Source organism: Streptomyces sp. TS71-3 (assembly GCF_018327685.1).
GTDB lineage: Bacteria > Actinomycetota > Actinomycetes > Streptomycetales > Streptomycetaceae > Streptomyces.
The window spans coordinates 1465462-1485965 of sequence record NZ_BNEL01000003.1; the positions used below are offsets into that span (position 1 = coordinate 1465462).

20 protein-coding genes are annotated in these 20504 nt (G+C 72.5%); 4 read left to right on the plus strand and 16 right to left on the minus strand.

All coding sequences use genetic code 11. The features are described from left to right. Positions 1 to 1020: 1020 nt before the first annotated feature. The 14 genes from Sm713_RS30495 to Sm713_RS30560 form a co-directional block, all read right to left on the minus strand. Positions 1021 to 1818: a hypothetical protein gene (locus Sm713_RS30495; protein ID WP_249416793.1), complete on the minus strand. Its 798-nt coding sequence runs from the start codon at positions 1816 to 1818 to the stop codon at positions 1021 to 1023. Continuing rightward, positions 1815 to 2369, minus strand: coding sequence for a SigE family RNA polymerase sigma factor (locus Sm713_RS30500; protein WP_212913203.1), 555 nt, complete (start codon positions 2367 to 2369; stop codon positions 1815 to 1817). Before Sm713_RS30500 ends, Sm713_RS30495 begins: the two co-directional genes overlap by 4 nt. Positions 2370 to 2452: 83 nt before the next feature. After that, positions 2453 to 3052 carry a hypothetical protein gene (locus tag Sm713_RS30505; protein WP_308293200.1) on the minus strand — a complete coding sequence of 200 codons (600 nt, stop codon included), beginning with the start codon at positions 3050 to 3052 and terminating at the stop codon, positions 2453 to 2455. Positions 3053 to 3480: 428 nt separating this feature from the next. Continuing rightward, a complete protein-coding gene (locus Sm713_RS30510; protein WP_212913204.1) occupies positions 3481 to 4770 on the minus strand; it encodes an MFS transporter in 1290 nt (429 codons plus the stop codon). A gap of 347 nt (positions 4771 to 5117) precedes the next feature. Continuing rightward, on the minus strand, positions 5118 to 5423 hold the full coding sequence (locus Sm713_RS30515) for an antibiotic biosynthesis monooxygenase (protein WP_212913205.1): 306 nt from the start codon (positions 5421 to 5423) through the stop codon (positions 5118 to 5120). Between the two features lie 153 nt (positions 5424 to 5576). Continuing rightward, positions 5577 to 5795, minus strand: coding sequence for a hypothetical protein (locus Sm713_RS30520; protein ID WP_212913206.1), 219 nt, complete (start codon positions 5793 to 5795; stop codon positions 5577 to 5579). Then, positions 5792 to 6595, minus strand: coding sequence for a COG4280 domain-containing protein (locus tag Sm713_RS30525; RefSeq protein WP_212913207.1), 804 nt, complete (start codon positions 6593 to 6595; stop codon positions 5792 to 5794). The genes Sm713_RS30520 and Sm713_RS30525 overlap by 4 nt, the downstream gene beginning before the upstream one ends. 244 nt (positions 6596 to 6839) lie before the next feature. Beyond that, on the minus strand, positions 6840 to 7094 hold the full coding sequence (locus Sm713_RS30530) for a type B 50S ribosomal protein L31 (protein ID WP_212913208.1): 255 nt from the start codon (positions 7092 to 7094) through the stop codon (positions 6840 to 6842). A 53-nt stretch (positions 7095 to 7147) separates the two neighbouring features. Then, positions 7148 to 7312, minus strand: coding sequence for a 50S ribosomal protein L33 (gene rpmG, locus Sm713_RS30535; RefSeq protein ID WP_212913209.1), 165 nt, complete (start codon positions 7310 to 7312; stop codon positions 7148 to 7150). Between the two features lie 55 nt (positions 7313 to 7367). Then, entirely contained in the window at positions 7368 to 9470 is a 2103-nt protein-coding gene (locus Sm713_RS30540) for a SpoIIE family protein phosphatase (protein ID WP_212913210.1), read from the minus strand. Between the two features lie 344 nt (positions 9471 to 9814). Continuing rightward, a complete protein-coding gene (locus tag Sm713_RS30545) occupies positions 9815 to 10711 on the minus strand; it encodes an amino acid ABC transporter ATP-binding protein (RefSeq protein WP_249416794.1) in 897 nt (298 codons plus the stop codon). Next, the gene (locus tag Sm713_RS30550; RefSeq protein WP_212913211.1) at positions 10708 to 11610 is read right to left on the minus strand and encodes an amino acid ABC transporter permease; all 903 of its coding nucleotides are present in this window, start codon (positions 11608 to 11610) and stop codon (positions 10708 to 10710) included. Before Sm713_RS30550 ends, Sm713_RS30545 begins: the two co-directional genes overlap by 4 nt. Beyond that, the gene (locus Sm713_RS30555; protein ID WP_212913212.1) at positions 11607 to 12491 is read right to left on the minus strand and encodes an ABC transporter substrate-binding protein; all 885 of its coding nucleotides are present in this window, start codon (positions 12489 to 12491) and stop codon (positions 11607 to 11609) included. The genes Sm713_RS30550 and Sm713_RS30555 overlap by 4 nt, the downstream gene beginning before the upstream one ends. A 211-nt stretch (positions 12492 to 12702) precedes the next feature. After that, the gene (locus tag Sm713_RS30560; protein WP_212913213.1) at positions 12703 to 13119 is read right to left on the minus strand and encodes a DUF4395 domain-containing protein; all 417 of its coding nucleotides are present in this window, start codon (positions 13117 to 13119) and stop codon (positions 12703 to 12705) included. A gap of 74 nt (positions 13120 to 13193) precedes the next feature. Here Sm713_RS30560 and Sm713_RS30565 point away from each other — a divergent pair, with 74 nt between their 5' ends. The 4 genes from Sm713_RS30565 (at position 13194) to Sm713_RS30580 (ending at position 18698) form a co-directional block, all read left to right on the plus strand. Then, the gene (locus tag Sm713_RS30565) at positions 13194 to 13619 is read left to right on the plus strand and encodes a thioredoxin family protein (RefSeq protein ID WP_212914958.1); all 426 of its coding nucleotides are present in this window, start codon (positions 13194 to 13196) and stop codon (positions 13617 to 13619) included. A gap of 398 nt (positions 13620 to 14017) precedes the next feature. Further along, positions 14018 to 15250 (plus strand): EfeM/EfeO family lipoprotein, encoded by a 1233-nt coding sequence (locus Sm713_RS30570; RefSeq protein WP_212913214.1) that lies wholly within the window; start codon positions 14018 to 14020, stop codon positions 15248 to 15250. Next, positions 15247 to 16635, plus strand: coding sequence for an iron uptake transporter deferrochelatase/peroxidase subunit (gene efeB / locus Sm713_RS30575; protein ID WP_212913215.1), 1389 nt, complete (start codon positions 15247 to 15249; stop codon positions 16633 to 16635). The genes Sm713_RS30570 and efeB overlap by 4 nt, the downstream gene beginning before the upstream one ends. Positions 16636 to 16808: 173 nt before the next feature. Next, on the plus strand, positions 16809 to 18698 hold the full coding sequence (locus tag Sm713_RS30580) for a phospholipase C (protein ID WP_212913216.1): 1890 nt from the start codon (positions 16809 to 16811) through the stop codon (positions 18696 to 18698). Between the two features lie 240 nt (positions 18699 to 18938). Here Sm713_RS30580 and Sm713_RS30585 read toward each other — a convergent pair whose 3' ends face one another. Further along, positions 18939 to 19838, minus strand: a complete 900-nt coding sequence (locus Sm713_RS30585; RefSeq protein WP_212913217.1) for a MauE/DoxX family redox-associated membrane protein — start codon at positions 19836 to 19838, stop codon at positions 18939 to 18941. Positions 19839 to 19848: 10 nt separating this feature from the next. Continuing rightward, positions 19849 to 20502, minus strand: a complete 654-nt coding sequence (locus Sm713_RS30590; RefSeq protein ID WP_249416795.1) for a cell wall protein — start codon at positions 20500 to 20502, stop codon at positions 19849 to 19851. Between the last annotated feature and the right edge of the window lie 2 nt (positions 20503 to 20504).

Sequence of the window (20504 nt, forward strand, 5' to 3'; positions counted from 1 at the left end):
AGATGGGTCCTCATCCCGGCGATCGACGCGACTCTATCTATTCGATTTTTCCCCCGCAACCGTGAACCTTGAATTCCGCATTTTCTCCTGGAGGTTGACTGGTAATGTGTGCCTGGATTGTCCGTACGTATCCGGACATACTCCATCGAACAGCGCTCGAACGAGGGGGCGATCCGGCCAGGGCTCGTGCGCAAGGTGGTGCGGAGGGGTCCCGCGGTGTCCGAAGTACGGACCGCAGGCGGTGTTGCGATGATCTTGCCGCACGGCCTCGGGGCGGCCTCCGGCGGCCCGCGGCGGGCTCCGTCAGAGGGCGATTCCGTTGGTCGAGATGCCTCCTTCGGGCCCGCGGCGAGACCGCCCGAACCGGGCGGGCATCCGGAGGAGCGCCGCCCAGGGAGCGGCCGGGCGGGCCCGGCGGCAGGTCGTCGGCCGGAGTCGGCCGGGCTCCGGCCGGCCATCTGACCTGCTGGATTTCGCCATCCACCCTGTTTCCGGGCGGTGCCGGAGCACTCCTGTCCGGCTCGCCGCTGCCCTTCGGCGCCGTCGTCACGTCCGGCACCGGCACCCCCTCCGGGGCCCCGTGGGCGAGGTCGAACGGCCGGCCCGCACCCCGGACGGCGGTCGGCCGGGGGTGGGCTTCGTGCCCGCCCTGTGCCCGGTTCCGCGCCCGGTTCTGCCTCGTGTGCCCGGCGCGGTCGGGGCCCCCGGGGGCCTCCACCGCCGTCATCGGCCGTTCCGGCGGCGTACGCGCCACCGGCAAGAACCTTGTATCGGCCACCCATTGACGTGCCCATGGGGTGATTCACCCGCGGTAGGCCAATCGAAATGGAAAATGAATGGATTGGCCGGTCAACCACGCGTGAACGCAGATGGGTTCCCGAACGCGGGTGGGTTCCCGGATTGCGATACGGTCGGAGGCACTCCGGTATTCCGCAGGCAATGAGATGCCTTGAGGGCGCGTCGACTTACGGTATGTGTTTCCATCCGGAGAGTCAGGAGATGCATGTCATGCGATGAGGATCAGTACCTCATCTGCGCGTAGACCTTGCCGTCGGTGTCGTAGACGGTGACGGCGGTGATGAAGTCCATGTCGGTGCTGTGCGGTCCGAGGTCGCCGGTGGCGTACCAGACTCCCCAGCCCGGGGCACCGGGCAGTTCGAGGAGGCCGCCCTGCACGGTGCCCGCCTTGGTGGTGACCACGACGCGGGAGGCGGTGCCCTTGCCGCCGTAGTACAGGCCGCTCAGGTAGGAACGCCCGGAGGTGGTCTCGGCCTGCAACGACACACCGGGGCTCTGCACGCCCACGTTCCCGTCGACGACGGAGCGGAACTCCGGTTCGGGGGAGGACGGGGTGGACCAGTGCTTGCCCTCGGGGGTGAGCCAGAGCTCGAAGCCGGGGGCGACCCTGGTGTGCCGGCCGGACGCGACCACCCGCTTCGCCTCGCCCGCGGCGGGCGGGGATGCCGCGGGAGGGGACACCGAGCGCGAGGACGCGGAGGGAGAAGGGGGCGCCGGATGCGAGGTGACGCGGTCGGCGTCGCCGGAGCCCGGGCCCCACAGCCCCACCACGGCCAGCGGCACCAGCAGCAGCCCGCATCCGGCGCTCAGCACAGCCGCCCTGCGCCTGAACCTGCGCCGGCGGCCGTCGCGTTCGATGGCCTCCAGCGGCAGCCGTGAGGGCGTGATCTCGTACGCGGCCTCGGTGAGCGCCGCGCGCAGCCGCCCCGTCGAGGCGTCCGTCGTGTCGCGCTCGGTTTCGAGTCCGGTTTCGAGTCCGGTTCCGGGTCCGGATTCGGTCCGGGAGTCGGGGTGCTTCATCGGCGGGCTCCGGTGACGGGGCGGGGGCGGTCGGAGACGGCGAGGGCGGGGTGGGTGCGCAGCATCGCGAGGGCCCGCCGGACATGGGTCTTGACCGTGCCGAGCGAGCAGCCCAGCAGATCGGCGATCTCCACCTCGGTGAGATCCTCCCAGAAGCGCAGCACCAGCACGGTCCGCTGGCGCCCGGAGAGCGTGGCGAGCGCACCGGAGACCGCGGCCCGCCGCTCGATGGACTCGGCGTGCCCCGCGTCCGGTTGGTGCACCCTCTCCGGCAGGGACGGCATCAGCAGGTGCATGATGCGTCTCTTCCGTAACCGGCTCAGGTTGTTGTTGACGAGCGAGCGCCGCACGTAGCGGTCGACGTCCGCCTCCGGGATGTGCTGCCAGCGTGCGTACACCTTGGCCAGCGTGGTCTGCACCAGGTCCTCGGCCTCGTGGAAGTCGCCGGTGAGCAGGTGCGCGGTGCGCACCAGACGGGGCCAGGCCGCGGCTGAATAAGCGGCGAAGCCGCTGCTCCCGGCGGAGGCTGGGGATGTCTCGTCCTGCGGCACTGGCGCGGTCCCTCGGGGTCGGCTGAGCGGGGTGTCAGGAGCCGATGGGTGGGGGGGCCATGCGTGCCCCCCCACCCCCGGGATCAGATCTTCAGCTGCGCGTAGACCTTGCCCTTGGTGTCGTACACGGTGATGGCGGTGATGAAGTCCATGTCGGTGCCGCCCGGACCGAAGTCGGCGGTGGCGTACCAGACGCCCCAGCCGGTGTTGTCGGCCAGCTCGATGAGCTTGCCCTGCACGGTGCCCGCCTTGGTGGTGACCACGACGCGGGAGGCCGTGCCCTTGCCGCCGTAGTACAGGCCGCTCAGGTAGGCCTGGCTCGGGGAGATCTCGGCCTGCATCGAGACGCCGGGGGTGTTCAGGTCTATGTTGCCGTCCACCACGCTGCGGAACTCCGGTTCGGGGGAGGACGGGGTGAACCAGTGCTTGCCCTCGGGGGTGAGCCAGAGCTCGAAGCCGGGGGCCGCCGTCACGTGCTCACCGGGGGCGACGATCCGCGGCGTCGGGGCGTGCGTGCGGGCGGCGTTCGCCACCGCGGAGACCTGGGCCCGTGCGGGGGCGGCGGCCTTGGCCACCGCGGTCGCGGTGCCCGTGCCGGACGTGGCGGCGTACGCGACGGCCGGAGTCCCCACCAGCGCGGCGGTGACGGCCACGGCGGCCACACAGTTCTGCATCCGTGTCATGGACGGATAACTCCTCGCGAGACATGGACCCTTCGGGTCCGGATGGGCGGTAGACGGGCGTGAGGCACCGTCTCCACCCCTCCAAACTCCGCGGCCCGGCTCGCGGATGACACGGATGCCGGTTTTTCTTCGCGTGCCCGCCGGGGTTCTCACGGAGGGGTCCACCGTCGGGGGTCCGCCATCGGGGGTCTGGCGTCGGGGGTCTGCTGGCGGGGTCCACCGTCGGGGGTCTGCCGGCAGGGGTCTGCCGGCAGGGGTCTGGCGGCGGGGTTCTCGCGGTGGGGGACTCGCGGCAGGGACTCCCGCCGTGGTTCTCGCGGTGAGGCCTTCCCAGCGAGGCTTCACGGCCAGGCCTTGGCGGCGAGGCCTTCCTGTGTGAGGCCGTCATGTGTGAGGCCATTGCGGCGAGGTTCTCCCGCTCGCCGGTCTCAGTCCCGCAGGTTCGGTTTGGACGCCGTGTCCGGGGAACGGCGGCTCTCGGGCGCCCGGGGCCCGGCCGTCCGGACCAGCGTGCTTCTGCCGCGGGTGCCGGTGGTGGCGAACTCCGAGTAGCGCGGCACCCAGCGCAGCAGGGCCCCGGCCGCCACGATCCCCATGCCGCCCATCACGGCGATTCCGGTCGCCAGACTGCCGAGGGCCGCGGCGGCCGACACGACGAGCGGTCCTCCGGCGCTGCCCGAATCGGCGCACAGCCGCCAGACGCCGAGGAACTGCGAGCGGGTGTCCGGCGGTGCCACGTCCGCGCCGAGGGTCATCAGGATTCCGCTGCCTATGCCGTTGCCGAACCCCATGAGCATGGCGACGACGGTCAGCGAGACCAGTCCGTGCGTGAGCGGCAGGGCGGCCTGGGTCAGTCCCAGCACCAGCATCGAGGGCACCGCGATCCACAGCCTGCCGGCCCGGTCCATGACCTTCCCCGAGGGGTAGAACGTCAGGGTGTCGATCAGCCCGGCGATGCCGAAGATGACGCTGGTGGACGACGGGCTCTGGTGCAGGTGCTCGGCCCACAGCGGCAGGACCGTCTGCCGGGTCGCCCGGACCGAGCCCACCAGGAGGACGGCGACGCCGAGGGTGAGGAAGACCCTGCGGTGGCGGCGTACGACGGTGCGCACGGAGGCGGGCGCGGCACCGCCGCGGGCGGCCTTGGCGGGGTCGGCGACATCGGGCACGACGAACAGGACCACGACGGTGATGGCCGTGCACGCCAGCGCCAGCCAGTAGATGTCCCGTATCGGCCGGCCCGTGAGGACCGCGGCGCCGATGAAGGGGCCGACGAAGGCCCCGACCCGTGACATGCCGCCGAGCGTGGAAAGGGCCCGGGCGCGCAGCCCGACGGGGACCGCTTCCGTGAGGTAGGCCTGCCGGGCCAGGATGAACACCGCGTTGGTCGCGCCGGTGGCGGTCACCGCGAGGGCGAGCTGCCACACGCTCCGGGCCAGCGCGCACCCCGCCAGCGTGACCATGGCGACGCCCGCGGCGACCATCATCGCCTTGCGGTCACCGAGCCTCGCGGCCAGCGCGCCGGCCGGCACGTCCCCGAGGATCTGTCCCACTCCGAGCAGCGCGAGGACCAGGCTCGCGCCCCCGACGGATGCCCCGAGCGCTCTGCCGCTGAGCGCGAGCACCGGCGCGAGGGCCCCCATCCCCGTCTCGAAGATCAGAGCCGGCAGGAACACGGCCGGGATCAGGCTCCAGAGGGTCACGGGACGGGAGCTCACGCGCTGCGGCCTCATTTCCGGGGGCGTACGGCACCTTGGCGGCGAGGGCTCCAGGCCGGTCGGGAGACGAGGGAGCCCGGGACACCATTGAACATCAGCACGATTCGGCGGCCACCGGAGCCCTGCGCGGTGGAAGCGAGGCTCCGGACGGCACCGGCGCTGTCACTCTGCGACGTGGATTCCTCTGGACGGAGGGGTGCCGGGGGCGGCCGGATCGAGGGGTGCCGGGTCGCCGGGTGCGCCGGTGTGCTCGCCCTGGTGGCCGTCCTGGGCCTCGGCTCAGGGGCGCTCCGGCGAGCCGGTGCCGCGGGTTTCTGACGGCACCGTCACGCACCCGGCGGCGGAGGTCAGACCGTCGCGTCGGGCAGGACGGAGACGATGTGCTCAACCTGCGGGGGCGTGGCGAAGTGCGGGCCGACCAGGGCGCGCCAGCGGCCGAAGTCGTCGGACTCGCGGAACTTCACCATGTGGTGCTCGACGGTCTCCCAGCGGACCAGGAGCCGGTAGCGCTGCGGGAACTCGACGCTGCGGTGCAACTCCACGCCGTGGCAGCCCTCGGCCGAGGAGAAGAGGGGTACGGCCTGGGCCACCGCCCGCTCGAACTCCTCCTCACTGCCCGGGTGAACCTCGATCTGCGCGATCTCCGTGACCATGTGACTGCCTGCTTTCGATACTCGGGCCCGGCGTGCTCCGCACCGGCACGGGCCGTTGCTCCGGTCCCGATGATCGTACGGGTGGGCCGAGAGCCGGGAAGCGGGGAGCCGGACGGCACAAGAGACGGCACGAGGGGACGAACGCCGCGTCGATCAGGACTTGTCGCGCCGTACGTCGATCACCAGGCTGATGGAGAAGGCCACCATCACCAGGACACCGCCCAGTACGGCAAGACCGGCGTCCCCGAAGAGGCCGAGTGCGACGGCGGTCACCAGCACGGCCAGGGACAGCACCACGGCGACCGCGATCTTCCAGTCGTCACCGACGATGAAGTCGTACCAGAACCGCCCGAAGGACTTCAGGAACCTCATCCCGCCCTCTCCTCGATCGGCTCGGGCGAACCGGCGGGAGCCGGCGGCTCGGGGGTGGTGCGCAGGACCCGTACGAACAGCCGGCTCAGCAGGAACCACGCGACCAGCAGCGCGAGGATGGACACGTCCCCGCCCGGCCACCGGATGCTCTCGTGCCCGGCACGGAAGATGCCGATGCCGCCCACCGCCCAGTACGTGCCGAACGAGGCGAGCAGCAGACCGACGCCGTACTTGAGCAGGTTCTCGTCGATCATCGACAGGGGCCGGCGCACCGCGAACGCGATGCCGAGCACGGCCACGACCGCGGCCGCGGCGCCGACGCCGGCGGCGGGGACGTTGTCCGCGTTGAGGCCGAAGGTGATCACGATGAAGACGACCTCCATGCCTTCGAGGAAGACGCCCTTGAAGGAGACCATGAAGGAGAACATGTCCAGTCCGCCGGCGCCTCGCTCGGCGGCCTCGGCCGCCTCGACCCCCCTGCGGTAGGCCGCGTCCTCGTCGCGGACGGCCTTGCGGCCCGAGGAGCGCAGGATCGCCTTCCTCAGCCACTGCATGCCGAAGATCAGGAGCAGACCGCCGATGACCAGCTGGAGGGCCGCTTCGGGGAACCAGTGCCCGAGCGCGTACCCGGCGATCGACGTGACCACCGCGAGCACGGCGAGGGCGGCCGCCACTCCGGTCAGGGCCGAGCGCCAGCCGCGGGTGTAGCCCATCGCCATGACGATCGTCGTCGCCTCGACCATCTCCACGAAGCAGGCGACGAAGGTCGCGATGATGAGGCCCCAGGTTGCCGCGTCCACCGGGCTCCTCCCGTTCGCCGTGAAAAGCAGCCATGAAAAGCAGAGGCATGACGATCGTCGCAGATCACATGCGGTCCATGAAACAGCACTACGGCGCAGGCCGCCTCAGCACCCATGGCCGGGCGGCGCGCATGCGGGGGAGGGGCGTCGGCGAACGCGTGGGGAGCGGCCGGGCGGGCGCCGGGGAATTCCCCTGGCGCCCGGAGAGGATCCCCGGCGCCCGGCTGCCGGGGTCATGCCGCTGTCAGCGGCCCTCGCGGCGGCCGTAGCGGCGCTCGAAGCGCTCGACGCGGCCGGCGGTGTCCAGCACGCGTGCGGTGCCGGTGTAGAAGGGGTGGCTCGCGGAGGAGATCTCCACGTCGACCACGGGGTAGACGTTGCCGTCCTCCCACTCCATGGTGCGGTCGCTGGACAGCGTGGAGCGGGTGAGGAAGGCGAAGCCGGCAGCCCTGTCGCGGAACACGACGGGGCCGTAGGCCGGGTGGATTCCGGACTTCATGGTCCTCCTTCGATGCGCTCGGGACTCTTCGGGGGGTCCGGCGCGCTCGGGCGTCAGCGCTCCTCGCGGAAGTCGACGTGCCGGCGGACCACCGGGTCGTACTTGCGCAGGACCAGGCGGTCGGGATCGTTTCGGCGGTTCTTCCTTGTTGTGTACGTGTACCCGGTTTGCGCTGTGGAGCGCACCTTGACGACGGGGCGTAGTTCGTTGCGTGCCATGGCGGCAGGATAAGTGATAATGATTGTCGTTGTCAATAGCTGGATGCCGGGCCGCTCAGCGCGTGTGCCACCGCCGGAAGGGCGGGGCGCCCGGCGCGGTCGGTGCCCGGGTGAGCGCGATGAGCAGGGAGACGTCGTCCTCGGGCGTGGCGCTGCGCAGCATGGTCCTGATGACGTGGGCGCAGCACTCGTCCAACGTGCGGCACCTGTGCCGCAGGGCCTCGGCGAGCCGGGTGAGGCCGGTGTCGATGTCGTCCTTGCGGCTCTCGATCAGGCCGTCGGTGAACAGCGCGATCTTGCTGCCCTCCGCCAGCTCGATCTCGGCGGACTCGTACGTGGCGAGCCCCCAGCCGACGGGCCCGCCGGTCGGCACCTCGGGGAAGACGACGTCGCCCTCCGGGGAGACCAGAGCGGGCGGCGGGTGCCCCGCCCGGGCCAGCGTGCAGATCCGGGTCGCCGGGTCGTACATCGCGTAGGCGCAGGTGGCGGCCAGGCTGGGGATGCCGGACGGGTTCCGGTCGTCGGCCTCCTCGGAGAGGTTCAGAGCGACCCGGTCGAGCTGGGCGAGCAGCCGGTTCGGCGGCAGGTCCATGGCCGCCAGGGTGTGCACGGCCGTGCGCAGCCGGCCCATCGCGGCGGCCGCGTTGATCCCGTGGCCCACCACGTCCCCCACGACCAGGGCCACCCGGCCCCGGGAGAGCGGGATGACGTCGTACCAGTCGCCTCCCACGCCCTCGTGCTTGTCCGTCGGCAGATAGCGCGAGGCGACCTCCAGGCCGGGCCCGCCGCTGAGCCGGCGCGGCAGCAGGTCCCGCTGGAGCGCGAGTGCGGCGTTGCGCTCGCGGGAGTACTGGCGGGCGTTGTCCAGGCTCAGGGCCGCCCGCGTCGCCAGCTCCTCGGCGAGCAGCAGGTCGTCACGGGTGAACGGCACCGGGTTCTCCGCGCGGATGAAGACCGCGACGCCGAGGATCGCGCCGCGCGCCTTCAGCGGCACGAACATGGCCGAGTGCATGCCGGTGTCGCGGATCATCGTGGCGCGGGCCGGGTCCTCGGTGAGCCAGTAGCGGGTCCGGTCGAGCTCCGGCTCGAAGTGCGACTCGCCGGTCAGGAGTGGCTTGACCATGGGCGAGGAGGGCGGCTGGTACACCATCTGGCCGGGTGAGAAGACGGCCTCGGGGACGTCCTTGTGGATCGACGCCATCCCGGCCCGCCGGAAGAGCGGCCCGCTGCCGTAGGAGCCGCCTCCCGGGCGCTCCCGGGGGATCTCGCCGATCGGGATCCAGTCGGCGAGGTCGACGGTGGCGAAGTCCGCCAGGCCGGGGATCGCGATGTCCGCGAGCTCCTGGGCGGTCGTGAGGGTGTCGAGGGTGGTGCCGACCACCGTGGCGGCCCTGTTCAGCAGTGCCAGCCGCCGGCGCGCGAGGCTGTCGCTCACGTCGATGCCGACCGTGCACAGGCCCTGCGGGGTGCCGTCGGGCCCGTCGAGCCGGAAGACGGACGCCGACAGGGCGCTCTCCTGCCCGTCGAGGCCGGAGCGGCGCACCTCCAGGTCGATCATCGGTGTGCCGTTCTCCAGGACGCGCTGCATGACCGGCGCGATCGCCGAGAGGTCGAAACCGAGTGCCGCCGCCTTCGACAGGGGCTTGCCGACCCGGCGGCTGGCCATCCCGCCGGCCTCGGCGGCGGCCGCGTTCACCCAGATGCAGTTGAGATCGGTGTCCCAGAGGGCGAGCGCGATCGGGGAGCGCTCCATGAGGATCCGCAGCAGCGGGAAGCCGTTGGTTCCTGACGTGCCCGAGATGGAGAGCTCCACGGCCGACAGCAGCCAGGCGGTGCTGCCGCCGGCCCCGGCCATCGGGGAGACCTCCATCGCCACCGGCGTGCCGCGCCCCTCGTCGCCCTGCACCTGGACCACGCACGCCCAGCGCCCGCCCGGGGCGGACTGCTGCACGCATCCGCTGGCCGCGAGGAAGCGCAGCCAGGGCACGTCCGGCATGTCGCCGCTCTCCACCTCCGGGATGGCGGGGTCGCCCGCGGGCTGGAGCAGGGACTCCACGGGCCGCCCCAGGGCCTCCTCGGCGCTGCGCCCGACGAGCTGCCGCATCCCCTCCGACCACCCCGAGATCCGCCCGGCCTCGTCCACGAGCGCCGTGGCCATGTCACCGAAGACAGGAGCGACCGGAGACCCGCGCCGTCCGCGCGCGTCGCCTTTGGAGGGGTGGGCCATGCCTGGTCACCATGGATCGGGGGTGGGTTTTCGGTCCTTATCGCCCATTATCGGCTATTTGCGCCGATTGCTACGAGGCCGAAGGGTAACGCGCTCGGACTCCGGAGCACGACACCGTCCACGGGGCCGGTGAGGCGCCGGACGGGCAGCGCACCAGGCCGGGTAGGCGATCAGGCCGGGCAGGGCGCCCGGCCGGGCGGGGCCCCAGTCCGGCGGGGGCGGGCGACCCGGCAACGGGCGGCCCCCGGACCCACCGCGGCAACCGCGCCCGTCCCCTAGAGCCGCCCCGCCTCCGTGATCCGCCGCAGGAAGCGGCGGGTGCGTTCCTCGCGCGGATCGCCGAAGACCTGCTCGGGGGTGCCCCGCTCGCACACCACCCCGTCGTCCAGGAAGCACACCTGGTCGGCGACGGTCCGCGCGAAGCCCATCTCGTGGGTGGCCAGCACCATCGTCATGCCCTCGTCCTTCAGGCCCCGCACGACACCCAGCACCTCGCCGACCAGCTCGGGGTCGAGCGCCGCCGTGATCTCGTCGAGCAGCAGCAGCCGGGGGCGCACGGCGAGTGCGCGGACGATCGCGGCGCGCTGCTGCTGGCCGCCGCTGAGCCGGTCGGGGTACTCGAGCGCCTTGTCGGCGAGCCCCAGCCGGCCGAGCAGCGCGCGCGCCCGCTCCTCCGCCTCCTCGCGCCCGGCGCCCAGCACCCGGCGCGGGGCGAGGGTGACGTTCTCCAGGACGGTCATGTGCGGGAAGAGGTTGTACGACTGGAACACCACACCGATCCTGCGGCGCACCGCGTCGGCGTCGGCCCGCGGATCGGTGATCTCCTCGCCGTCCAGGTAGATGGCGCCGTCGTCGATCTCCTCCAGGAGGTTGGCGCAGCGCAGCAGCGTCGACTTCCCGGAGCCGGAGGCGCCGATCAGGGCGGTGACGGTGTGCTGCGGCACCGCCAGCGAGACATCCCGCAGCACCACGCGGTGCTCCCGGCCGTGCTCCTTCCCCTCCGCCGTGGACGCCGCGGACGCCCCGCGCAGCCATCCGTGCGCGCCGCGTGCCGACCCGTACGTCTTGCGCACCGAGTCCAGGCGCAGCACGGGAAGGGCGGACACCTGGTCCGCGGCGGCCTCCGCCGGTGCGTGCGGCGGTGTGTCCGGCTGCGTGGCCGACCCGCTCATACGGTTCCTCCCTGGTCGCGCCTGCGGTCGAGGCGGCCCGTGACCCAGTCGGTGAAGCGCGTCATCGGGATGGTCAGCGCGACGAAGACCAGGCCCGCGACCACGTACGGCGTGTAGTTGAAGTCCTTGCCCGCGATGATCTGCGCCGCGTACACGGCGTCCACGGCGCCGGCGATGGAGACGAGGCCGGTGTCCTTCTGGAGCGAGACCAGGTCGTTCAGGAGCGGCGGCACCACCCGCCGCACGGCCTGCGGCAGCACCACGTACCGCAGCGTCTGCGCACCCGACAGGCCCAGCGAGCGGGCCGCCGCGCGCTGCGAGGGGTGCACGGACTCGATGCCCGCGCGGAACACCTCGGCCACGTACGCGGAGTACGTGAGGACGAGCGCGGTGCCGCCGAGCAGCACCGGGTTCGTGGTGACCCCCTGGAGCCGCAGTGCCGGCACCCCGAAGACGATCATCAGCAGGCAGATGATCAGCGGCAGCCCCCGGAAGAAGTCCGTGTACGCGATGGCCAGCGCCCGCAGGGGGAAGAACACCGGGCCGCGCAGGGTGCGCGTGACGGCCAGCAGCATCCCGAGCACCAGCACGCAGCACCCGCACACCGCGAGCAACTCGATGTTGAGCAGCAGCCCGCGGAGCACGTCCGGCAGGGCGATGCGCGCGTACCTGGCGTTGAAGAACGTCTCGCGGGTGCGCTGCCAGCCGGGGGAGCCGGTGACGAGCAGGTAGAGCAGTACCGCCGTCACCGCCGTGGACACCGCGGCGACGGCGGTGGACCTGAGGGCCCTCGCCCGCTTGTACCGCTCGCGCTCCAGCCGCCGGGCCGAGGGCGCGTAGCCGTCCGCGGCGCCGGTGTCCCGGTCCGCGGCTCCCGGCGGCGCGGACTCGGCGGTCACTTCAGCACCGGCGCGGACACCGCGTCGGCGAGCCACTTCTTCTCCAGGCCGGCCAGCGTGCCGTCCTCGCGCAGCCCGTCGACGGCCTTGGTGACGCAGGCGCTGAGGGGGCTGCCCTTGTCCAGGACGAGCCCGAACTGCTCGGCCTTGCCGGACGTGTCCGGGAACTGCCCGGCGACGGTCGCCTCCGGGATCTCGGCGGAGGTGATGTAGAAGGCGGTCGGCAGGTCGAGGACGACGGCATCCACCTGGCCGTTGCGCAGGGCTTCCTTCACGTAGTCGCTCTTCTGGAAGACGGCTGGCTTGTGCACCGGCTTGATGCGGGCCTCGACGGCGTCGAGGCTGGTGGTGCCGATCTGCGCGCCGATCTTCGCGTCCTTGAGCCCGGCGGCGGTGGTCACGTGCGCGAAGCGCGACTTCTTCAGCGTCACGACCGCCTGCCGCACGGTGTAGTAGCCGGAGGAGAAGTCCACGGCCTGCTTGCGGGCGTCGCTGATGGAGACCTGGTTGACGTCGAAGTCGAAGGTCTTCCTCCCGGGCGCGTACGCGTTGTTGAACGGCACGGTCTGCCAGACGACCTGGCCGCTGCCGAACCCGAGGGCGCGGGCGACGGCGTAGGCGACCGCGGACTCGAAGCCCTTGCCGCCCGCCGGGTTGTCGTCCTGGAACCAGGGTGCGTAGGCGGGCTTGTCGGTGCCGACGGTCAGCCTGCCCTTCGTCTTGGTGGCGAGGGCGCTCTTGGCGCAGGAGGCGGCGGATGCGGAGGCGGACCCCTTGCCTCCCTGCTCGCCGGACGCGTCGGGCTCGGGGGCGCAGGCGGCGAGGACGACGAGGAGCCCGGCCAGCAGTGCCGGAACGGTGGAGCGGGCGGCGGTGTACATGGCGGGAGGTTGCCAGCAGCCGGGCCCGCCTGTCGAGGCGATTGCGTTGCAGTGGCGTGAACAGGGTTGACGGGCGTCAACTCGGCCGATGTCACGGGGGACTTGAAGAGGGTGCGCCCCCGGGTAGCCCCGCTCGCGCGGCGCACCCGGGGAGCCGGGTTGACGTCACGTCAGCAAAGGCAGCGGGTTGACGTCACGCCGGCGAGGCGGCTCAGCGCGAGGCCAGCGGCACCCGGCGCAGCAGCAGGTACATCTCGCAGCCCAGGCAGTAGCCGAACGCGGCGTTCAGGAACGCGGCGGCGAGCGCGCACCCGGTGGCCGCCAGCCCCAGCCACGCCGGCCCCCACAGGTAGCCGACCAGGCCGAGCAGAGCGAAGACGAGCCCCACGGCCTGCGCGAACTGCGGGGGAGCGGGCGGCTCGACGTCGGACGGCGGGCCGAGCCGCGGCCGTACGACTGCCCGGAAGAGCAGCCCGTAGGGCGACTTCTGCACCCCCGCCGCGGCTCCGACCGCGAAGCACAGGGCCTGCCAGCCGAGCAGGGCCGAACTGCCGGTGACGAGGACGGCCGCGAGGACGACGGTCGTGACGGTCGCACCGAATCGGGGACCGCGGGTGTCGATGTCCATGCAACCAGGATCCAGCCACTGGGCGGATTTGCGACCGAGGAATACCTTGCAGTCTTGTGAACGCTGTGTCGGACATGACATCGACGGGACTTGTGGTCTGCGTGGCGGTGCTCCTCGCCGCCGCGGTCTTCGGCGTGCTGCACCGACGCGCGGACGGCCGGCTGCGGCCCCGCGGCGGCGCGGGCGGGCCCCGCCTCGGTGCCGCGCAGCTGGGTCAGGACCTGGGGGAGCGCGCCACCCTCGTGCAGTTCTCCAGCGCCTACTGCCAGCCCTGCCGTGCCACCCGGCGCACCCTCACCGAGATCGCCGACACCCTCCCCGGAGTGGGCCGGGTGGAGCTGGACGCGGCGGAGCGCCTCGACCTCGCCCGCGAGCTGCGTGTCTTCAGGACGCCGACGGTCCTGGTCCTCGACCGCTCGGGGCGGATCGTGAGCCGCGCCTCGGGCGCCCCGCGCAAGGCCGACGTGCTCGCGGCCCTCGCGGACGCCGGGGCGGCGTAGGCGCCGTCGGCGGCTCCTGCCCCGGACCCGGCCGCACGGGACCCGGTCGTACGAGAGGATCTGTTCGCCGGTGAGTCACCCAGGGGTTTCCCGATGTTCGCCGGAGCGGTGTCGGCTGCGCTTGTGATGAGGGCGGGCGCCACCGTTATGACCGGGGGCGGTCCCGGGCCGGACCCCGCAGGCGGGGTCCGGGTGGATCAGACGAACGACCGGGCGGAACCGGCGAGGGCGGCAGGCGGCTGTCGGTCCTCCATGAGGCCGCGACATGATGGACCGCGGCGCGCGCCCCGGAGCGCGTGCGGGGCGCGGCCATGTCGCGTGGCCGCGCTGCGCGGACGGACGCGCGGCCGCATCCGGGTCCGCGGAGTTCCGCCCGATGGAGCGAATGGAGAACTGCGATGTCCGAGGCGTCCGACGAGCAGCCACCGGGGCGCCCGTGGTGGCAGGGGCGGGGTCGGTGGCTGGCGCCGGCGGCGGCCGTCGTGGTCGCGGGCGTGATCGCCGGCACCGTCACCCTCGTCTCGGGTTCCGGTTCGAACGACGGCAAGGGCGGGGCGCCCTCCGCGGGCACCGAGATCCAGGTCTCGTTGGGCACCTGCGGCCAGGGCTGGAGCAGCCCGCACGGCGGCACCCAGGTCTTCGCCATGCACAACACCATGGACCGCCCCGCCGAGGTGCACCTGGTCGACGCCCGTTCCGGTGCCGTGTACGGCGAGGTCGAGGGCCTCGCCCCCGGCACCACCCGTCCGATGAGCGCCCGCCTGGGCGCCGGCACCTACCGCTTCCGCTGCCTGCCGGACGACGCCGCCGCCGTCACCGGGCCCGTCGTGCACATCGGCGGCACCGCGCACGACTCCAACCCCGCCGCGGTCCCCGTCGACCAGCACGAGCTCATCCCGCCCACGCTCGACTACCAGAAGTGGATCGGCGGGCGGATGGCCGACCTCGACGACGCCACCGGGGCGCTGCGCTCCACGGTGCGCTCGGGCGACCTGGCCGCGGCCCGCACCGCCTGGCTGAAGGCGCACCTCGTGTACGAGCGGATGGGCGCCGCGTACGGTACCTTCGGCGACGCCGACGGGGCGATCAACGGCACCGACGCGGGCCTGCCCGACGGTGTGAAGGACCCCGGCTTCACCGGCTTCCACCGGCTCGAACAGGGGCTGTGGCACGGCGAGTCCGCCGCGTCCCTGCGGCCCGTCGCCGACCGCCTCGCCAAGGACGTGCACGCCCTGCGCGACAGCTGGGCGTCCGAGCGGATGGACCCGGCCGACCTCGGCCTGCGCGCCCACGAGATCCTGGAGAACACCCTCCAGTTCGAGCTGACGGGGCGCACCGACTACGGCAGCGGCACCAACCTCGCTACCGCCCGCGCCAACCTGGACGGCACCCGTGCCGTGCTCAGCCGGCTCCACCCGCTGCTGCGCACCCGCTACCCGCACCTCGACCAGCTGGACGCCTCCCTGGCGCACCTGCAGAAGGTGCTCGACGCCCAGCACCGGGGCGGGAGCTGGACCCCCCTGAAGGACCTGAGCCGCACGGACCGCGAGCAGATCAACGCCGCCGCCGGCGACGCCCTGGAACGCCTGGCCGACATCGCGGCCATCTGTGACGTACGGAGGACGGCATGACCACGGCCGACGGTACGGACCGTCCCGTGTCCGGCGAGAACACCGCTCCCGCCGGCATCGGCGAGGAGGCGGCACCCGGGGCGGGCGCCGCGGCCGCCGGCACCGCGAAGGCCACCGGCGCGACCGGTGCCGAACGCACCCCGGCACCCGGCGCCCGGTCCCGCCGGGGCTTCCTGCGCGGCGCGGCCGTCGCGGGCACCATCGGCGCGGCCGGAGCCGTGGGCCTGGTCGCGGGCCAGGCGGCGGACGCGGGATCGGACGGCACGGCGGCCGGCGCCGCGCCGCCGCGGGTCCCCTTCCACGGCGCCCACCAGAACGCCATCCTCACCGCGCCCCGCCGCAACAGCGCCGTGGTCTCCTTCGACGTGACCGCGGACGGCCGCGCCGACCTCGCCGACCTGCTGCGGACCCTCACCGGCCGCGCCCGGTTCCTGACCGCCGGGGGAGCCCCGCAGCCGGCCGGCATCACCGCCCCGCCGACCGACTCCGGCACGCTGGGCCCCGAGGTGCCGCCCGGCGGCCTGATGGTGACCGTGGGCGTGGGCGCCTCGCTCTTCGACGACCGCTACGGCCTGGCGAAGGCGGCACCGCGGCGGCTGACGCCGATGGAGCCGTTCGAGGACGACGACCTCGACCCGGCCTGGTGCGGCGGAGACCTCAGCCTGCAACTCTGCGCGGACAGCCAGGACACGGTGCTGCACGCGCTGCGCGACATCACCCGGCAGACCCGCGGAGGCCTCCAGGTCCGCTGGCGGATCGACGGGTTCTCGTCACCGTCGCGGCCCAGCGGCGCCCCGCGCAACCACATGGGGTTCAAGGACGGCATCGCCAACCCCGACACGTCCGACCGGCGCAGCATGGAGCGGCTGGTGTGGGCGGGGCCCGCGTCCGGCGAGCCCGGGTGGGCGGCCGGCGGCAGCTACCAGGTCTTCCGGCTGATCCGGATGCTGGTGGAGTTCTGGGACCGGGTCTCGCTCACCGAGCAGGAGCGGATGTTCGGGCGCAGCCGGGACAGCGGGGCCCCGCTGGACGGCGACCACGAGCACGACACGCCCCAGTACCCGCAGGACCCCAAGGGCGACGTCATCCCGCTCGACAGCCACATCCGGCTGGCCAACCCGCGCACCGCGGACACCGACCGGAACCGGATCCTGCGCCGCGCCTACAACTACGACCGCGGCATGGACGGCAACGGCAACCTCGACATGGGCCTGGTCTTCGGCTGCTACCAGCAGGACCTGGCACGGCAGTTCAAGACCGTGCAGCAGCGCCTCGCGGGCGAACCCCTCACCGACTACATCTCCCCTTTCGGGGGTGGTTACTTCTACGCTCTGCCAGGAGTACGGGATGCCGATGACTGGTACGGACGGGCCCTGCTGAGCTGAAGGGTTCGGCCAAGGAGAGTCAAGGAATGGCCAAGTCGTGCTGGACAACTCATGACCCGCGCTTCACCAGGCCGTCATGAAAGGTCCGCCGCACTGTCGTGGACCAGGCTGAGACTCCGGACCGTAGCCACTCCCCGGATATATGTTCAAAAGCAGCGAAGGATGTCGAACGCATGGCCAAGAACGCAAGACGACCTCTACGAGCGCACCGCTGGGCGGTGCGGGCGGCAGCGCTGACCGGTGCGGCCGCGCTGAGCGTCTTCGGTGCCACCGCCCCCGCCCTCGCGACGGGGCAGAACCACGGTGGGCACCACGACGGGGGGACGGCCACACCCATCAAGCACGTCGTGGTCATCTTCGGTGAGAACATCTCCTTCGACCACTACTTCGCCACGTACCCGAAGGCCGCCAACACGGACGGCACGCCCTTCACGGCGTCGAAGCACACGCCGAGGGACATCGACAACCTGGCGAACGCGGGTCTGCTGAAGAAGAACCCCAACCAGTACCTGCCCAAGCGCCTCAGCCAGGAGCAGGCCGTCACCTGCGACCAGAACCACAGCTACACGCCCGAGCAGTACGCCTACAACGGCGGCAAGGCGGACAAGTTCGTCGAGAACACCGACTCGGGCAAGTGCTCGGGCAACCTCTTCGGCGAGCCCGGTCTGGTGATGGACTACTACGACGGCAACACCGTCACCGGCATGTGGAACTACGCTCAGCACTACGCGATGAGCGACCGCTCCTTCAGCGACGTGTACGGTCCCTCCAGCCCCGGCGCCGTCAGCCTGATCTCGGGCCAGACGCACGGCATCATCTCGACGGACCCGGCGACCGGCAGCGAGAACCCGAAGCAGACGGACAAGCCCGACCCGTACACCGTCGTGTCGCCCGACGCCAAGGGCGTGGGCACCATGGTCAACGACCCCGACCCGGCGTACGACGACTGCTCCGACAAGGACCACACGGCCACCAGCCCGCTCGGCGTCATGCAGGGCAAGAACATCGGTGACCTGCTGAACCAGAAGAACGTCAGCTGGGGCTGGTTCCAGGGCGGCTTCCGCCCCGGCAAGGCCTGGGACGGCCAGCAGGGCCACTACGCCACCTGCGCCTCCGTGACGCACGCCAACGTGAGCGGCGCCGCGTCCGAGGACTACAGCCCGCACCACCAGCCCTTCCAGTACTACAAGTCGACGGCGAACCCGCACCACCTGCCGCCGAAGAGCGTCAAGGAGATCGGGCACTCCGGCCAGGCCAACCACCAGTACGACCTGACGGACTTCGACGCCGCCCTCAAGACCGGCAACCTCCCGTCGGTCAGCTACCTGAAGGCGGCCGAGTACCAGGACGGCCACGCGGGCTACTCCGACCCGGTCGACGAGCAGCACTTCGTGACGAACGAGATCAACAAGATCCAGAAGTCGCCGCAGTGGAAGGACACCGCTGTCGTCCTCGCCTACGACGACTCGGACGGCTGGTACGACCACGTCATGGCCAAGCCGCAGAACGGCTCGAAGGACACCACGCCGGACTCGCACGGCAACCCCGCCGACAGCCCTGCCTGCCAGTCGGGCCCGGCCGCCGCGGGCGGCTACTTGGACCGCTGCGGCCCCGGCCCGCGCCAGCCGCTCGTCGTCGTCTCGCCCTACAGCAAGGTCAACCACGTCGACCACGCCGTGACCACCCAGTCCTCGATCCTGAAGTTCGTCGAGGACAACTGGCACACCGGCCGCGTCGGCGACGCCTCGTTCGACGCGAAGGCGGGCTCCCTGAACGGCCTGTTCGACTTCCGCCACTCGAACAACCAGCAGGTGCTCCTGAAGGACGACGGCTCGATCCAGTCGATCGGCAGGATCCCGAACCACTTCTCCACGGTGAGCGAGAAGACCGTGGACGCCCAGCAGTACACCGGCGGTGAGGTGGCGCTGTCCGCCGACGGCAGCGACGGCGGTGTCTCCACGGGCGCCGTCGCCGGTACCGCGGCGGCCGTCGCGCTGGTGGCCGCGGGTGCCGGTGTGGCGGTTATCCGCCGCCGCCGGTCGCACGCGAACTCCGCGCTCTGACCCGTCCGCCGGTGCCGCGGCTCTGACGCGGCGGCACCGGCGGTACGGGCTCGGCACATGAATCCAGGGCCGGCCCCCAAGGGGGCCGGCCCTGGACCGTTTCCTTCCTCTGCTCCGGACGCCGTCCCCGGCCCGCATCGGGTTTCCCGCGCGGGTCGGTCTTCCGCGCCGGTCGGTTTCCCTCGCGGGTCGCCGGGGCCGCCCGCGAGGGCCGGCGCAGGGCCGGTCACGGCGGCCCGGTCAGGCCGGATCCGCCAGCGGAAGGAGGGTGCGCGGTGCGGCGGCGGGCAGCGCGACCTGCACCACCTCGTCGGTCGTGTCGTCGACCACGGTGACCCGTACGGCGGGCCGCGGGGCGTTGTCGACGGTCGCCGCGAGGTCGAGCGCGAACAGCACGTTCACCGGCCGCGCCCCCCGCCCGCCCTCGTGCACACCCGCGTACCGCAGGATGCGCCAGCCGTCGTCGTCCCAGTGGTCGAGCAGGCCCGAACGGACCACCGGCGCGGCGGCCTGCCAGGCGAGCGAGCGTTCCAGCAGTTCCACGGTCGCCGCCACCGGCACCTCGGCCGCGCCGCCCGCCAGCGGGTGGCCGAGGACCTCCAGCCGCATCCGGCGCAGTGGCAGCAGCCACAGCCGGTCCACGCCGTCCGAGAGCGCCACCAGGACGGCCGCGGCCAGCAGTACGAAGGCCACGGAAGCCACCGGACGCCCGGCGATCCGCGCCCACCAGGTCCCGTCCGCGGTGCATGCCGCAAGGCCGAGCACCACCACGAGACCGGCACGCGCGAAGGCCTGCCACCCGATCGGCCCCTCGTCCCGGGCCGTGCAGCCGCACGACGACTCGGGCGCCGTCGCCTTGGCGTACCCCAGGTAGCCGAGGAAGCCGGCGCCGAGCACGGCCGCCCCGGCGCCCGGGGCCACCGCCTGCGGGACCGCGAGGAGTGCCGCCGCCACGGCCAGTTCGGCCGCGCCGACGGTGCGCAGGGCGAGGGCGGCGCGCCGGCCGTCGCCCAGGACCCGCACGAGCACGGTGCCTGCGGCCTGCTGCGCCACCCGGCGCCCGAACAGCTTGCCCGCGCCCGTGACGGCCAGCAGGGCGCCGCACGCCAGCGGCGCCAGGGTGCACACGAGTGAGATCATCGGTCCTCCCTCAGTGGCCCGCGGTCACCCGGGAGATGTCGATGCCGTCGTCCTCGGGCCGCCAGGCGCCCAGGATCTGCGCCGACTGGCCGATCCGCAGCCGTGACAGGTCCGAGGTCTGCGCACCGCCCAGGTAGGACGCCGTGGTGTGGCTGGTGTGGACGTGCCCCACCACCGCGTGCCGGCCGTGCGACAGGTGCAGGCGGTCCTTCGCGATCCCCCGGATGGTGCAGAGGATGTTGACGATGTTCACCCAGACCGCGTCGGCCGCGATGGTGCCGTCGGGCATGTCGACACCGCGGGCGTACAGGCCGTCGCCGGGCTTGACGGCGTCGGCGGTGGTGGGCGTCAGCTTCCAGACGCTGGTGGCGTTGGTGAGCTGGATGAGGTGCTGCTCCCCGTAGGAGCCCTGGACCTCCAGGACGCTGCCGTTGATACGGCTGACGCGCCCTTCCGCGAACGACGACTTGGCGATCGCCGGATCGAGCGACGGCATCGGCTCCGCGAACGCGGCCTCCGCGTCGAGCCCGCCGAGCGCCGAGGCCCCCACGATGGTGGCGCCCCCGAGGGCCGCCGTGGTGAGGAAGCGCCGCCGGCCGAAACCGCTCCGGCCGTCGGTCCGGCCCTGCTCGCCCTGCTGTCCGTGCTGGTGTCTGGCACGCATCT

Coding starts and splice junctions, on each gene's coding strand:
- Sm713_RS30495 (WP_249416793.1), bottom strand. CDS start 1,818: ATGAAGCACCCCGACTCCCGGACCGAATCCGGACCCGGAACCGGACTC.
- Sm713_RS30505 (WP_308293200.1), bottom strand. CDS start 3,052: ATGACACGGATGCAGAACTGTGTGGCCGCCGTGGCCGTCACCGCCGCG.
- Sm713_RS30515 (WP_212913205.1), bottom strand. CDS start 5,423: ATGGTCACGGAGATCGCGCAGATCGAGGTTCACCCGGGCAGTGAGGAG.
- Sm713_RS30520 (WP_212913206.1), bottom strand. CDS start 5,795: ATGAGGTTCCTGAAGTCCTTCGGGCGGTTCTGGTACGACTTCATCGTC.
- Sm713_RS30530 (WP_212913208.1), bottom strand. CDS start 7,094: ATGAAGTCCGGAATCCACCCGGCCTACGGCCCCGTCGTGTTCCGCGAC.
- rpmG (WP_212913209.1), bottom strand. CDS start 7,312: ATGGCACGCAACGAACTACGCCCCGTCGTCAAGGTGCGCTCCACAGCG.
- Sm713_RS30540 (WP_212913210.1), bottom strand. CDS start 9,470: ATGGCCACGGCGCTCGTGGACGAGGCCGGGCGGATCTCGGGGTGGTCG.
- Sm713_RS30545 (WP_249416794.1), bottom strand. CDS start 10,711: ATGAGCGGGTCGGCCACGCAGCCGGACACACCGCCGCACGCACCGGCG.
- Sm713_RS30555 (WP_212913212.1), bottom strand. CDS start 12,491: ATGTACACCGCCGCCCGCTCCACCGTTCCGGCACTGCTGGCCGGGCTC.
- Sm713_RS30560 (WP_212913213.1), bottom strand. CDS start 13,119: ATGGACATCGACACCCGCGGTCCCCGATTCGGTGCGACCGTCACGACC.
- Sm713_RS30565 (WP_212914958.1), top strand. CDS start 13,194: ATGACATCGACGGGACTTGTGGTCTGCGTGGCGGTGCTCCTCGCCGCC.
- Sm713_RS30570 (WP_212913214.1), top strand. CDS start 14,018: ATGTCCGAGGCGTCCGACGAGCAGCCACCGGGGCGCCCGTGGTGGCAG.
- efeB (WP_212913215.1), top strand. CDS start 15,247: ATGACCACGGCCGACGGTACGGACCGTCCCGTGTCCGGCGAGAACACC.
- Sm713_RS30580 (WP_212913216.1), top strand. CDS start 16,809: ATGGCCAAGAACGCAAGACGACCTCTACGAGCGCACCGCTGGGCGGTG.
- Sm713_RS30585 (WP_212913217.1), bottom strand. CDS start 19,838: ATGATCTCACTCGTGTGCACCCTGGCGCCGCTGGCGTGCGGCGCCCTG.
- Sm713_RS30590 (WP_249416795.1), bottom strand. CDS start 20,502: ATGCGTGCCAGACACCAGCACGGACAGCAGGGCGAGCAGGGCCGGACC.